Origin of the sequence: Pseudoalteromonas sp. Scap03, assembly GCF_013393115.1 — a bacterium.
Lineage (GTDB): Bacteria > Pseudomonadota > Gammaproteobacteria > Enterobacterales > Alteromonadaceae > Pseudoalteromonas.
Genome location: NZ_VDEU01000002.1, coordinates 235,236 through 248,148 on the forward strand (window position 1 = coordinate 235,236; position 12,913 = coordinate 248,148).

At 39.4% G+C, this 12,913-nt stretch carries 16 protein-coding genes; 7 read left to right on the forward strand and 9 right to left on the reverse strand.

Annotated elements, in window-relative coordinates; translation table 11 throughout:
- The first annotated feature begins 115 nt into the window (after positions 1–115).
- From FHG08_RS16370 to FHG08_RS16380, 3 genes are all read left to right on the forward strand, one after another.
- Entirely contained in the window at positions 116–547 is a 432-nt protein-coding gene (locus FHG08_RS16370; protein WP_054201566.1) for an Lrp/AsnC family transcriptional regulator, read from the forward strand.
- Between the two features lie 75 nt (positions 548–622).
- A complete protein-coding gene (locus tag FHG08_RS16375; protein WP_178957096.1) occupies positions 623–1,333 on the forward strand; it encodes an AraC family transcriptional regulator in 711 nt (236 codons plus the stop codon).
- Positions 1,334–1,483: 150 nt separating this feature from the next.
- Complete coding sequence (locus FHG08_RS16380; protein ID WP_178957097.1) at positions 1,484–2,341, forward strand: DMT family transporter; 858 nt, start codon at positions 1,484–1,486, stop codon at positions 2,339–2,341.
- Positions 2,342–2,400: 59 nt separating this feature from the next.
- Here the strand turns inward: FHG08_RS16380 and FHG08_RS16385 are convergent, their stop codons facing one another.
- The 3 genes from FHG08_RS16385 to FHG08_RS16395 form a co-directional block, all read right to left on the reverse strand.
- Positions 2,401–3,351, reverse strand: coding sequence for a patatin family protein (locus FHG08_RS16385; RefSeq protein WP_178957440.1), 951 nt, complete (start codon positions 3,349–3,351; stop codon positions 2,401–2,403).
- A 237-nt stretch (positions 3,352–3,588) separates the two neighbouring features.
- Positions 3,589–4,578: an LLM class flavin-dependent oxidoreductase gene (locus FHG08_RS16390; RefSeq protein ID WP_178957098.1), complete on the reverse strand. Its 990-nt coding sequence runs from the start codon at positions 4,576–4,578 to the stop codon at positions 3,589–3,591.
- Positions 4,579–4,720: 142 nt separating this feature from the next.
- Positions 4,721–5,467 (reverse strand): siderophore-interacting protein, encoded by a 747-nt coding sequence (locus tag FHG08_RS16395; protein ID WP_178957099.1) that lies wholly within the window; start codon positions 5,465–5,467, stop codon positions 4,721–4,723.
- A 103-nt stretch (positions 5,468–5,570) separates the two neighbouring features.
- On the opposite strand from FHG08_RS16395, the gene FHG08_RS16400 reads away from it, so the two are divergent.
- The 3 genes from FHG08_RS16400 (at position 5,571) to FHG08_RS16410 (ending at position 7,729) form a co-directional block, all read left to right on the forward strand.
- The gene (locus FHG08_RS16400; RefSeq protein WP_178957100.1) at positions 5,571–5,990 is read left to right on the forward strand and encodes a MarR family winged helix-turn-helix transcriptional regulator; all 420 of its coding nucleotides are present in this window, start codon (positions 5,571–5,573) and stop codon (positions 5,988–5,990) included.
- 81 nt (positions 5,991–6,071) lie between these two features.
- The gene (umuD, locus tag FHG08_RS16405) at positions 6,072–6,485 is read left to right on the forward strand and encodes a translesion error-prone DNA polymerase V autoproteolytic subunit (protein ID WP_010388819.1); all 414 of its coding nucleotides are present in this window, start codon (positions 6,072–6,074) and stop codon (positions 6,483–6,485) included.
- Positions 6,473–7,729, forward strand: a complete 1,257-nt coding sequence (locus FHG08_RS16410) for a Y-family DNA polymerase (protein ID WP_178957101.1) — start codon at positions 6,473–6,475, stop codon at positions 7,727–7,729. Before umuD ends, FHG08_RS16410 begins: the two co-directional genes overlap by 13 nt.
- On the opposite strand, the gene FHG08_RS16415 is transcribed toward FHG08_RS16410, so the two are convergent.
- From FHG08_RS16415 to FHG08_RS16435, 5 genes are all read right to left on the reverse strand, one after another.
- Positions 7,726–8,181, reverse strand: a complete 456-nt coding sequence (locus FHG08_RS16415) for a hypothetical protein (RefSeq protein ID WP_178957102.1) — start codon at positions 8,179–8,181, stop codon at positions 7,726–7,728. The genes FHG08_RS16410 and FHG08_RS16415 overlap by 4 nt on opposite strands.
- Before the next feature lie 443 nt (positions 8,182–8,624).
- Positions 8,625–9,143 (reverse strand): DUF4240 domain-containing protein, encoded by a 519-nt coding sequence (locus tag FHG08_RS16420; protein ID WP_178957103.1) that lies wholly within the window; start codon positions 9,141–9,143, stop codon positions 8,625–8,627.
- Positions 9,140–9,334 carry a YwbE family protein gene (locus tag FHG08_RS16425; protein ID WP_008468098.1) on the reverse strand — a complete coding sequence of 65 codons (195 nt, stop codon included), beginning with the start codon at positions 9,332–9,334 and terminating at the stop codon, positions 9,140–9,142. Before FHG08_RS16425 ends, FHG08_RS16420 begins: the two co-directional genes overlap by 4 nt.
- Positions 9,335–9,471: 137 nt before the next feature.
- Positions 9,472–9,759: a hypothetical protein gene (locus tag FHG08_RS16430; protein ID WP_178957104.1), complete on the reverse strand. Its 288-nt coding sequence runs from the start codon at positions 9,757–9,759 to the stop codon at positions 9,472–9,474.
- A 6-nt stretch (positions 9,760–9,765) separates the two neighbouring features.
- A complete protein-coding gene (locus FHG08_RS16435; protein WP_178957105.1) occupies positions 9,766–9,972 on the reverse strand; it encodes a hypothetical protein in 207 nt (68 codons plus the stop codon).
- A 101-nt stretch (positions 9,973–10,073) separates the two neighbouring features.
- Between FHG08_RS16435 and FHG08_RS16440 the strand changes: the two genes are divergently transcribed.
- Entirely contained in the window at positions 10,074–10,877 is an 804-nt protein-coding gene (locus tag FHG08_RS16440; protein ID WP_178957442.1) for an ion transporter, read from the forward strand.
- A gap of 37 nt (positions 10,878–10,914) precedes the next feature.
- On the opposite strand, the gene FHG08_RS16445 is transcribed toward FHG08_RS16440, so the two are convergent.
- Positions 10,915–12,873, reverse strand: coding sequence for a methyl-accepting chemotaxis protein (locus tag FHG08_RS16445; RefSeq protein ID WP_178957106.1), 1,959 nt, complete (start codon positions 12,871–12,873; stop codon positions 10,915–10,917).
- Positions 12,874–12,913 lie beyond the last annotated feature (40 nt).

Here is a 12,913-nt window from a genome sequence, read left to right on the forward strand (position 1 = left end):
AGGTGACAGTTAAAATGCCAAAAGTTTATACAAATAATGTTATTTTTTAGCAAATTGCTATGCAATAAAGTACAAATTTAGTAATTTGTAATAAACACATAACCCAAGGCGTTTTATGACCCCTTACATTTACGACTCCTTAGATAACGCATTAATAGCCGAATTACGAAAAGATGGCCGCGCTTCTATTTCAGCCCTAGCCGATGTTTTAAAGGTGTCACGCGGGACGGTGCAAAATCGCTTAGACCGTTTAGTTTCATCCGGCGCTATATTAGGCTTTACGGTGCGTGTACATGAACACATAGAAACCGAGGCTGTAAGAGCAATAATGATGGTGGAAGTGGTGGGAAAATCTACATCGCAGGTAATTAAAACCCTGCGCGGCATACCAGAGCTAACAAAGTTACATACAACCAACGGCGCTTGGGATTTAGTGGCTGAAATACAGGCTGCAAATTTAGGTGAGTTTGATGGCGTACTTAGACAAGTGCGCGAAATAGAAGGCATTTTAAATAGCGAAACCAGTATATTATTATCATCTACTTAGGTTTTATTAACGCCATGTTTTACTTAAAGTATTTTAGGCAATACTCGGTTTATTTATTAGGTAATGGAGTAGGCAATGAATAAGCTTTCTATTCGGTATTATTCGCAAGATATAAAACGCCACCAGCACAATTACCATCAACTTGTTTTACCCTTACACGGTGAAATTTTCATAACGTTAAATAATGACTTTAAAACAACAGTTAGTACGGGTAGTTGTATCGTTATAGAGAAAAACCTAGTGCATGCCTTTACGGCCGATGAAGCCGCACGTTTTATTGTGGCAGATTTAGACGCGCTCCCTGAAAACCTTATTAACCTTTTATACCCTAAAATCTCAATAGATAGCCGTTTATTAAGTTACTTACAGTTTATAGAGCAGCAACTGCTCGTTGTTAGCGATGAAAAGCTTACTAATTCAACCTTTGATTTATTTTACTTATTACTTTGTAAGCAAAGCAGCCACAGTAATATTGATAAGCGAATAGATAATGTAATAACCACTGTTAAGCAAAATTTAGCCTACCCCTACACGTTAAAAGAGCTGGCCGATATAGCCTGTTTAAGCGTTACGCAATTTAAAACTGTGTTTAAAAAAAGTACCACTATGAGTGCACTGCAATATTTAACTATGTTGCGAATGCAGCACGCTCGCGCCCTTTTAACCCATTCAGACTTACCGATTGCTTTAGTAGGCGAGCGCATTGGTTATAACGATGCCTCTGCGTTTAGCCGCCGGTTTAATTTATACTTTGGGCAGCCACCTAAAGCGTTTGCAAAGCAGTAATATAGATAACTTAAACACGAAATAATAAAGCAAGCTCAAGCAGAGCGTAGGTTAAATTACGTCATAGCAAACAATAACACCGTCTTTTTAGCACATTTTTAAAAAGCTACATTGATACACTCAGTAAATAGTATTTACGGAGGGTAATTAATGGCAACACACATAGGTTTTTTAGCAATATTTTCGTGGGGGCTTTTAGCTTTACTAGGTAATTTAACCAAAGCGCTCCCTGCTTTTCAGTTGCTTTTCATGTGCTTTGCACTCTCTTTTATTATTTTATTAGTAAAGCGTTTTGCATCAAAACAGCCTTTATTAACCCCTCCTAAGCTTTCTAAAAAACAAATGATAATAGGTGTTACTGGTTTATTTGGTTTTCACTTTTGTTATTTTATGGCTTTAAAGTACGGCCCCTTAATAGAGGTAAGCTTAATAGTGTATCTTTGGCCATTATTACTGGGTGTATTTGTGGCTACCCCTGGGTCTAAATTTAAAGCAATATTAGGCGGATTACTGGGGTTTTTAGGCACGCTTAGTTTAATTACCGATGGCAGTGGATTATCTATCAATAGTGAGTATTACTTAGGGTACTTTTTTGCAGGTTGCTGCGCGGTACTGTGGTCTAGTTATTCTTATTTAATGTCGCAATTTGATAGCCATGTAGATGACATAGGCTGGCTTTCACTTATTGTGGCAGTGCTTGCCCTTTTTGCACATTTTTATTTTGAAACAACCGTTATTAGTTTGTCTGTTTCACAATGGCTATGTGCTATTTTATTGGGATTAGGCCCAGTGGGTGGTGCATTTTATTTATGGGATCATGGCTTAAAATTTGGTAACCGATCGCTATTAGCCTCATTGAGTTTTTTAACGCCGGTGCTCTCTACCTTTATTTTAATACTCGCCTCGCAGACTCCCTTTAGTTGGTCAGTATTTATAGCTTTAGCGCTTATTTTATTAGGGGCGGCGATTAGCAATAAAAGGCCATCGATAAGTTTAAAAAAAGCATAGTTTAATTTTATCAACGCTTAAACTTAAGTGGTAATTTAAGTTTAAGCGTTGATACACAGCTACATGGCGTAGCTGTGTGCATAATCTACTATACGTGTATTTTGGCTTTTTAAATAAGCGCGGCCTGCTTTTACACCTAGTTTATGATCAAAGCGTAAATCATCATTAGAGCTGCCTAACAATTTGCTATGTAGCTTTTCGTTAGCAAAAATTTGAATAATTTCAGCATCATCTGGGGGATTAGCAATAAATTCAAGCTCGTCTAGGTATGCTTGCTCGTGTTGAATCAAGTAATCAAGTGTTTTTGGGCAGTAGCCCGATGCACATGCAAATGTTCTAAGCTTTTGAACCCATGCAGTTTGCGCTTGAAAATTCTCATCAACGGTTCTTATTACCACGATTTTTCGTGCGCCACGGTTATAAGCTTCGCGTACAGGCAATGGCGCAGCTAAGCCGCCATCTAAATAAAAATCTTCATTCGATTGCTCTGCAGCTAAATGTGCTTCGTTTGCCGCTTTTGAGCCTAACCAAGGAGTGAGTTGAACACCTTGTTTATACAAAAAAGGTAAAGCACTTGACGCTTTTAATAGCTCTCGCCAGTGTTTGCCATCGCCAGTAGGAGATAAATAATACGGTTTACGATCACGTGCATTGGTTGTAGTGATCAGTAGTTCTCTATCACCAAGGCTATTTTTTGCCGTTTTAAAGTCTAATGCTCTATTAACCTCAGTGGTTTTTTCGAAATACCAGTCTAAGTCAACAATGTGTTTACCCATTAGGCCTCGACCTAACTGAAAAAAACGTTTATGACGCGAAAGCCCTCTGATCAAGCGTTTTGCGTAGCCTTTTTGACGCGCTAAATAACTGGTTAAATTTTGCGAGCCAGCAGAGGTGCCTATAAATAAATCAAACGGGTCGTAGTTTTGCTCTAACCACGCGTCAAGTACACCGGCTGTAAATATCCCTCGCTGACCTCCACCTTCAGCAATCAATGCAGTTTTGGGGTGCATAGGCTTATTGAATGTGTGTGGAGCAACATTTATTTGAGATTTCACGGTGTACCTCTTAGTTGTTAACTTAACGGAATATGGTTTTATTTTAACGTGCTTGATTAAATCCTTAAAACAGATTAATTGAATAAGTTCGATTGAAAATATAAATCATTTATTTGTACTCAATCTTTATTCGATTCTCTATTTGGTTATTAGTGTAACTATGGTTGCGTGTACGCTTGCTTAATAAACAGCTTAGTTCTTTATTTCCATTAGTATTTTTAACGCACGATGACGTTTTTCATCGTCATATAAATCGTTGGTGAATATAAGCTCATCGACCTCTAATTGGTTCACGATCATTTCTAATTTGTGTTTAATACTCGCTGGCCCACCAGTAACACTTAATCCTAAAAAGCTCTCAACATGAGTGCGCTCTTGTTCGCTCCATAAGCCCTCCATTGTTTCAACTGGGGGTTTTAACCACAACTCATCGCCTCTGATTAACGACAGTACCCGCTGTTTTGAAGTGGTTGATAGATATTGTGCTTCTTCATCTGTATCGGCAGCCACTAAAGGTAATGCCAACATTACATAAGGCTTAACTAATACACTTGATGGTTTAAATTCTCGTTTATACAAGGCTATTGCATCATGTACAAAACGCGGTGCAAAATGCCCCGCAAATACATAGGGTAATCCTTTTTGCGCTGCTAACTGGGCACTAAATAAACTTGAGCCTAACAGCCAAATAGGTACATTAGTGTTTTCACCGGGTATTGCTCGTACACGCTTAGCCCCATCGTATGGGCCTAATAGTGTTTGTAACTCGCTTACTTCATTAGGAAAGTTTTCAGCGCGGCTAATGTCGTTATTTAAGGCGCGACTTGTCACCGGATCGCTACCTGGTGCGCGCCCTAGCCCTAAATCAATTCGACCAGGATACAAACTCTCTAAGGTGCCAAATTGCTCAGCCACAACTAAAGGCGCATGATTAGGTAACATAATTCCACCCGACCCTACGCGTATTTTTTTAGTGTTGCCGGCTATGTGCCCTACTAAAATTGAAGTGGCGGCACAAACAATCCCAGGCATATTATGATGCTCGGCTAACCAAAAACGGTTAAAACCTAATTGGTCTGCTTTTTGTGCGTAGGCTGTACTTTTGTTTAAGGTGTCACTAACCGTGGCCCCTTTTTGCATAGGCGCCAGTTCAAGTAATGAAAAAGGGATAGTTGATAACAAAGCAGCATCTCCAAATTAAATAGCGACTTATGACGTGCTAGCCATAAATAATAAATCTAAAGTAAGAGATGGGTGTACATTACACCAATTCAAGGCAGCTTATCTTGAAACGCTAAGGTGTTGCGATTGAGCGACAAAAAAGCTAGCTACTTTTAGCTGCAGTTTGTTGGCGGTTTAGTTTATAGGCCTCTGAATCAAGGCCTTTTTTCCAATAACCCGATGAAACAATCTGACTGCGAGGTATCGCTAATTCATCAGTTAATACGGTTTTTGCTTTGCGTACTAATCCGGCCTCTAGTGCCATAAATACAATAGGTTGTTGCTCACTAAGCGGCACCGATTTTAATGCGTTTATCACATCTGTATCTGGTTTATGTGTTATTAACCAAGTTACATCTCGCGGCGACTCTAAGCTGATCACATCATCTTTTGTTGGTGCATGAATAATCGCGTCAATTTTTGCGTTTTTAGGCAGATGTTGCACGTAGCTTTTAATTGCATTAACCGAAGTTAAATCGCCAAGTAGTATGTAATGTGGGTGTTCATAGTTATCTAGCTTTTTAGGGCCTGGCCCCGCTATACCTACCTCATCGCCTACTCTTGCTTCTTTAGCCCAATTAGTTGCGGGACCTTGGTGCATATTAATTACAAAGTCGAGGGTAAGTGCGCCGGTGTGCTCATCAACATGCCTTATAGTGTATGAACGCATACATGAAGTTTTAATATTATAATCAACGCGGCCATTTTGGGGAATAAGTACCTTTACGTAGTTACCAATATATTGAGCGCTCAAGTCGTTAAACTCATCGGAGCCAACAATAATACGTTGTAAATGTGGGGTTACTTGCTCTGTGCTTAATACTGTTGCTTTGCGTACTTTTTTACCCATATAAATTTACCTCATTAAAAAAGATGAATTGCACAACGCTCCATTGGTTGATAAAATCAACTATATCAATTTAATTGACTTTGTCAACCATTATGGATTCCCTATGCATATCTCATTGGCCAATACATTATTTGCTTTAATGCAAAATTATCGCGTTACCATACGTGAGGCGATTAATGCGGGCGAGCTTGGATTAAACGCAATGCACGTACGCTGCTTTCATATTATTGCAACAACAACTCAGTGCACTGCAAACGATATTGTTAATCAAACTCAGCGCGACAAAGCCCAAATAGCACGCTTAGTAAAAGAGCTACTCGCATTAAATTTGATTAACAAAGATGCCAGTGACCACGACAAGCGCTGTTTTATTTTGTCATTTACCCCTGAAGGTCGCACGCTTTATGACAAGCTATTAGCCGCCGAAGAGCAAGTAAATACGCAAATGTGTAAAAACTTAAACTCACAGCAAATCAATGACTTTTTACATACTGCCCAACAAATGATCAAAAACATGGATTGATCCGCCATTCATTACTTGGCATAACTGATACAAAACGCATATACTGTACACTTATACAGTATATGCGTTTTAGGTTGTGTTATGTTTGTTATTCCCATTTATATAGAGGCCGGTGTTTGCGGGTTTGAATCGCCTGCAGCGCAGTATAGTGAGTTAGGAATATCACTCGACGAGCTATTAATAAAACACCCTGATGCCACCTTTATTGGCGTTGCCTCCGGATGCTCTATGCAAGAAATTGGTATTTTTGAGGGCGACTTACTGTTAGTTGACCGTGCTGAAATTCCCAAAGATGGCGATGTTATTGTGGCAAACTTAAATGGTTTATTTGTATGTAAGCTGCTAGATAAAACTAATGCGCGGCTGCTCTCGGCTTCTGCTGCTTATAAGCCCGTGCAATTAACCGAGTCTGATGAATTTCAGCTTGAAGGCGTGGTAACCCGCTCAATTAGGTTGCATCGGCAAAGCCCTGAGATACTTTCATGTATGCCTTAGTTGATGCGGTTGCTTTTTATGCCAGTGCTGAAAAGGTATTTGACCCCGCAATTCGTTCAAAACCAGTTGTGGTGCTTACCAATAACGATGGCTGCGTATGTGCGGTATGCCCTATTGCCCGTAAGCTTAATATTCCTAAATTTGGCCCCTATTTTAAAGTAAAGCAATTACTAGCAAAACATCAGGTGGTGGTGCGCTCATCTAACTACGAACTATACGCTAATTTAAGCGATAGAATGATGAACGTTATTGCTCGCTTTTGTGATACCCAGCATATTTACAGTATTGACGAATCATTTTTGCACTTTAAAGGCTATCAGCCATTAATTACTGATTGGCACCACTACGGACAGCTAATTAGACGTACAGTATGGCGCGAAACCAAACTCCCTGTTGGGGTTGGCTTTGGGCCAACACCGACCTTAGCCAAAGCCGCGAATCATGCTGCTAAAAAACTAGCTGGCTTTAATGGGGTTGCCGTGATTGATGATGAAGCAAGCCGACAAGCTATTTTACAGCAAATGCACTGCCAGGATGTATGGGGAGTGGGCAAACGTATAGCTAAAAAGCTGGCGCTAATGAATATTAATACCGCATGGCAGCTGGCTGAGCAAAGTCCAAAAACAATTCGTCGCCAATTTAGCGTAGTGCTTGAGCGTACAATTAACGAACTCAATGGCATTACCTGTTTAAACTGGGATGATGTGCGCCAAGACAAACAAGCTATTTTTTCAACGCGTAGTTTTGGCCAGCGCCTTAGCGATCCTGATGCAGTGAGAACCGCATTAATAAATCATGCCAGTGTAGTTGCACAAAAATTAAGAGCGCAACAGTCGCTAACTCATCGTATTTATATTTTTGCTGCCAGCTCATCACATGAGCAAGCCTTTTATAAAAAGTCAGCTATGCATCAATTTGACCCGCCCACTAACGATACCCGTGTTATAGCAAGTGCAGTATCAAAGAGTTTTGAGCAGATATATCAGCCGGGTATTCGTTTTTATAAATGCGGAGTGGGTGCATTAGAGCTTAGCCCACAGCAGTTTCAACAACATACTTTATTTGAGAAACAAACCGATAACCCGCAGTTAATGGGCTGCTTAGATGCGATAAATCATCGCTTTGGGAAAGGAATGCTTAGCGTAGCAAGCAGCCAACTAAATGAACGCTGGCATATGAATAGAGCTTTTTTATCGCCGCAATACACAACCCGTTGGCGCGATATTCCTAAAATACAGTGTTAGTCAGCAACTTTAATAAATTCGCATTCTACACTTGGGTTATCTAAGGTGTATTTAAGGGTGCTATCGGTTAAAAAAGTAATGGTTTGTTTAATGGTTCTTTCGTGAATTGGATTATCACATCGGCTCATACGTAAACCATTTTCGAGGCCATTAGTTTTGTATTTAAGTGAGCTGGTAATAAAACAATAATTAGGCTTTTGAATAGTACGAGTGCCATTGTGTAATGAGTTAAACAAAATCTCTTTACCTAAGCTAAAACCTTGCTCAGGATCTTCAGGGTTATTAAATTGCAATCGACTATTAGTGCACAAACCCGAGTTACTTGAGGTAACTTCGTAATTACCTAGCTTAGTTTTTAATAGTGGAATAAAGCGAGTTTTATTACTTGGGCCTGCCACTGCGTAGCAGCTAAAAAGGCTTATGGTAAGTAAAACCAGTGTGAAACATTTCATTATAAGCTCTATCCTCGTGTATCAACCATGATCAAGCACTGTGACGATGCTTAGCTATTTCTAACTATAACAGAGATTTACTATAAAAGATGCGAAGTCGTATTACTATGAGCAGCTGCGCAAAAACTAACTTAAAATACGTAGCTAACAACAAATAAGATTAAACTAGACGTAAGCTTTATTACATAAAGGGGGAAGAAAATGCATTACTTGTGATTAACCTGAACTCTGGTTAAAAGATTTACTAACATGTTGAATCAAAAAATATTTTTACCTACTTTTCTCTAGCTAGAAATTTTTAGTGAAAACAAGGCGAAATTACGCGTCAATAGCTAGCCTATTGCAAGTAAACTCAAAGCAGTTAGCGCTGAAAATAGCTGCTTGAGATGAATTTATTATCCGCAGTTCAGGTTAATTAAGTAATGCATTAATAACACGCTGAGTTATTGCCAATACTTAGCAAATAATTGCGGGTAATTTTGTTTTAAAAACTTAGGTTTGTCTTTAAAGCGCTTACCTTTAGGTTGGTCAAGCCCTGATGGGATAAAGGATAACTCATCGTCGTTACGCTCTTCATATAACAAACCTGCAATTAGGTCATACTCATCTAAATACGGATAAGGTTGCTCGTTTAAAAAATAAAGCGGCGTGCACTGAGCCAGGCTATCTGGGTTTTCTAGTGCAGCTTTAAATACGGCTTCACCACGAGAAATTAACCAACAACGAAATTCTGAAAAACCATATTCATCATTACAGCCCGCCATAACAAACGCGGCACCAAATAAGTCCCAGGTATAACTTTGACGCATACAAATACTAAACTGCTTATCAAATTCAATTAATTGCTCATCTGATAAGTCACTCAGTGCCGACTTAAGCAATTGGCACACTGAGTCAGGCTCTGCGGTTTTATCTTCAACTGTAACCAGTCGCCAAAAATCAGTTAAGGTTAACTCACTCATGCAATGATCTCTTTTACCCGACCCACTTGGCCGTCTTCTAATTGTACTTTTATTCCGTGCGGGTGATTAGGTGACTTGGTCAATAAACGCGACACGATACCATTGGTTAAAGTACCACTGCGTTGATCTTGTTTAAGCACAATATTAACCTCTGTGCCTGGCGTTATTTGTGAGCGTGTTGGAACGGCCATATTTAATCTCTATTACAATTTTTTGCGATTATAGCCTGCTTAATAGAATCTCTCCATATTAAAGCTTTTACTAAGACCATAAATGCCAAATACAGCTTAAAATGAGGGATAATTAAACAAAAACACAGTACCTATTTTTACTGCTTAAGAAATGAAATAGCATTGTTTTTTATATGGATATTTAAACTAGCTAATGCATTACAAATAAGCTGCACAATGTAATCTAGCTGATTATTTTGTTTAGCCTGCTCTAGTGCAATAGCATCAATAAAATAACAACTTACAGTAAACTTAGAAGGTAAATTGTTTAAATCAACCGAGTGAGTAAGAAAGCTAAAGCCCTCAACGTTATCTTTTATTTGCTCGCAAGCAATTGTTAATTGTTGACGAATACGTTTATCTAGCTGCTTTTGGGTTTTGGTCATGGTTTATTACTGCTCGGCGATTTGTTGTTTTTTAAATTCTTTGTAGCTGTCTTGTTGTTGTTTAACACATTCATGGTATTCCTTGTCAGCCATATGGCTGCATTCATCTAATCGGGCTGATTGAATTTCATGATAGCGGCTATCGCTGCTACACCCTGTTAACACTGCGATTACCGATAACGAAAGTAGATACTTTAAGTTATTATTTAGCATTCAAAATTCCTTATTATTTTAACCGGAAAACTACTGATTTTCGTTATTTTTGCTGTATATTGCACTGGTTTTGTATTTATAACCGTTAAGGGCACGTTATGATGTTGTCGCAGTTACAAGAGCTGTTCCAGCGTATCGATAAAAGTAAATTATTTCAATCATTTGTTATTGCAGTTATTGTGGTTTCTGCACTGACCGTGGGCGCACATACCTATTCTTTGCACCCTACCGCTGAGCTATTTCTGCATTGGATGGATATAGGCATTACGGTGTTTTTCTTAATCGAATTGGTTATTCGTTATATTGCCAGTAAAGGGATCAAAGACTTTTTCTCCAAAGGCTGGAACATATTTGACTTCATTATAGTGATCGGTAGTTTATATCCTGCTGCAGGTTCGACTATTTTTATTGCTCGACTGCTGCGCATTTTCCGCGTACTACGTTTAGTGTCTATGATCCCAGAGCTGCGCTTATTGGTAAACTCACTAATAAAAGCCATCCCGCAAATGGGCTATATCGCGCTGCTAATGTTTGTGATTTTTTATATTTATGCTGCCACAGGTAGCATGTTGTTTGCTGAAATAAACCCAGTACTGTGGGGCGATGTCTCTATTTCTATGCTTACCTTGTTTAGAATCGCCACCTTCGAAGATTGGACCGACGTGATGTACGAAACCATGGCGGTGTACAAATTAAGTTGGATTTTTTACTTAACCTTTATCTTTTTAACGGCATTTGTATTTTTAAATATGATGGTGGGGGCTATTTTAGAAGTAATGAGTGAGGAGCATCGCAATGCACGAGAAGAGCAAGCCGAAACTGACTCACTACCCGCAACTCAAGGCCAAGTAAACGAATTGAAGGCGCAACTGGCAGAGTTAAAACAATTACTTAAGAATAAGTAGCAGATTGAATAGGGCAAGTATGTACTTGCCCTATTATTTATACTTTAAACTTGCCAACTAAGTCCGTTAACATTAAAGAAAGACGGCTCATTTCATTACCGTTCTCGCTGGTGCTAACAGCAATATCGCTAACCTCATCAGCCGAATTTTTAATTTCCGTTACGTTTCGGTTTATGTCTTCAGCTACGTGTTGCTGCTCTTCTGCAGCAGTCGCTATCTGGGTGTTTAAATCACTAATATTAACAATAGACGCCGTGATCTCGCTAAACTGTTGTTGCGCCGAGTGCGCAAGTTCTACAGTTTTATTCGTGGTTTCTATGCTGCGTTCCATGTCTTTAGACACTTTAGACGACATAGTGCGTAATTTATCAAGCTGCGATGCTACTTCTTCGGTCGACTCGGCAGTACGTTGCGATAACGCACGAACTTCATCTGCAACCACGGCAAAACCACGCCCATGCTCACCAGCTCGCGCAGCTTCTATGGCTGCGTTTAAAGCCAATAAGTTAGTTTGCTCTGAAATGCCGCGAATAACGCTTAAAATCGACATAATATTTTCGCTTTCACTATCGAGCTTAGTAATGTCTGCTGAAGCATTATTTATTACATCGCACAGCTGAACCACACTTTCTACGGTTTGTGTAATAACCGATTGCCCCAAGTCCGATGCTTGCTGTGTTTGAACCGCTAAATCCGCCGCATTCGCACAACTGCTAGACACTTCATTAGCAGTAGCAGCCATTTCATTAATAGCCGTTGCCGCCATTTCTAAAGCTTGTTGTTGTTGACTGGTAGAGCTTGTTAATTGCACAGCTTGAGATGAGGTTTGCGATGAGGTTTTGCTAACATTTTGTGCGCATTCATTAATTTGCGTCACCAACTCACTGATCAGATTTAAAAATAAGTTAAAGCTGGTGGCTAGTTTAGCGGTTTCATCCTTAGTTTTAATTGCTAAGCGCTGGGTTAAATCACCGCCACCCTGCGATATTTCAGTTAAGCCATCACTTACCTCAACAATAGGAGCGGAAATAAGCTTAGAAATATAACTCGCTATCGCAATAAACACACCAATTAACACAGCACTAATAATTAAAATGGTGTAAGCCATTGCATTGGCCGCGCTCATTACCTCGGATTTTTCAACCACCCCAATAAACTTCCACCCTAAAATGGGAGACGTGTAAATATTGGCCATATACTGTTTTCCATCAATATCGACATCAAACAGGCCTTTGTTGTTTTTAGCTAAATCGGCGTATTTTCCGCCCTCAATATCAGCTAGGTTTTTAAATCGGTAATCTGGGTGCTTCACATCCACCAGCACACTGCCGCTGTCTTCAATCAACATTAAGTAACCTGTTTCGCCTAATTTAATATCGGCAATAATATCGGTAAGCCCGCCCAATGAAACATCCATCCCTTGAGCACCAATTAACTTGCCGTTATCAATAATGGCTTTGACCGTAGATACAATCACTAAATCATCAGCGGCCCAGTAATAAGCATTAGTACGGGTTGTTTTACCGTTGGCTTGTTTAGCCGTTTTATACCACGGGCGCTGGCGAGGATCATAATTAGCGTTTACGTTTCCCATAGGCCATTGAATATAACCACCTTGTTCATTCCCCATGTAAATATAAGCAAGCCCAGGGTGAGTCTCACCAAAATGATTAAATAAACTGTAAGCAGCTTGCTCCGTCGGACTTTGGTTAGGGTGATCAAGCATTACCTTAGTGCCAACATTCATATGGGTTTTTATGTTTTCACGGGCATTTTTAATCGTTTGGTGGGAGGCTAAGTAATCTACATTTTTAGCAATTTCAGCAAAAAACATAGTAATTGCATTATCAACTTGGCGGGCTTCACGTTCACTTAACTGAGAAAAATTATCAAGTGCTTGCTCTCTAGTTTGTGAAATAACTAAAGCAGCTATAATTAATAACGGCAAGGCAATTGCAGATGCAAAAGAGAGCTTTAATTTTTTTGATATATTCATGCAATTAACCTCTAAAAACACTCTTAAGAATATAGTGTGG

Bases quoted from the DNA above. Each gene is read 5' to 3' on its own strand.
- FHG08_RS16370 (WP_054201566.1), top strand. From the start codon at position 116: ATGACCCCTTACATTTACGACTCCTTAGATAACGCATTAATAGCCGAA.
- FHG08_RS16375 (WP_178957096.1), top strand. From the start codon at position 623: ATGAATAAGCTTTCTATTCGGTATTATTCGCAAGATATAAAACGCCAC.
- FHG08_RS16380 (WP_178957097.1), top strand. From the start codon at position 1,484: ATGGCAACACACATAGGTTTTTTAGCAATATTTTCGTGGGGGCTTTTA.
- FHG08_RS16385 (WP_178957440.1), bottom strand. From the start codon at position 3,351: ATGCACCCCAAAACTGCATTGATTGCTGAAGGTGGAGGTCAGCGAGGG.
- FHG08_RS16395 (WP_178957099.1), bottom strand. From the start codon at position 5,467: ATGGGTAAAAAAGTACGCAAAGCAACAGTATTAAGCACAGAGCAAGTA.
- FHG08_RS16400 (WP_178957100.1), top strand. From the start codon at position 5,571: ATGCATATCTCATTGGCCAATACATTATTTGCTTTAATGCAAAATTAT.
- umuD (WP_010388819.1), top strand. From the start codon at position 6,072: ATGTTTGTTATTCCCATTTATATAGAGGCCGGTGTTTGCGGGTTTGAA.
- FHG08_RS16410 (WP_178957101.1), top strand. From the start codon at position 6,473: ATGTATGCCTTAGTTGATGCGGTTGCTTTTTATGCCAGTGCTGAAAAG.
- FHG08_RS16415 (WP_178957102.1), bottom strand. From the start codon at position 8,181: ATGAAATGTTTCACACTGGTTTTACTTACCATAAGCCTTTTTAGCTGC.
- FHG08_RS16420 (WP_178957103.1), bottom strand. From the start codon at position 9,143: ATGAGTGAGTTAACCTTAACTGATTTTTGGCGACTGGTTACAGTTGAA.
- FHG08_RS16425 (WP_008468098.1), bottom strand. From the start codon at position 9,334: ATGGCCGTTCCAACACGCTCACAAATAACGCCAGGCACAGAGGTTAAT.
- FHG08_RS16430 (WP_178957104.1), bottom strand. From the start codon at position 9,759: ATGACCAAAACCCAAAAGCAGCTAGATAAACGTATTCGTCAACAATTA.
- FHG08_RS16435 (WP_178957105.1), bottom strand. From the start codon at position 9,972: ATGCTAAATAATAACTTAAAGTATCTACTTTCGTTATCGGTAATCGCA.
- FHG08_RS16440 (WP_178957442.1), top strand. From the start codon at position 10,074: ATGTTGTCGCAGTTACAAGAGCTGTTCCAGCGTATCGATAAAAGTAAA.
- FHG08_RS16445 (WP_178957106.1), bottom strand. From the start codon at position 12,873: ATGAATATATCAAAAAAATTAAAGCTCTCTTTTGCATCTGCAATTGCC.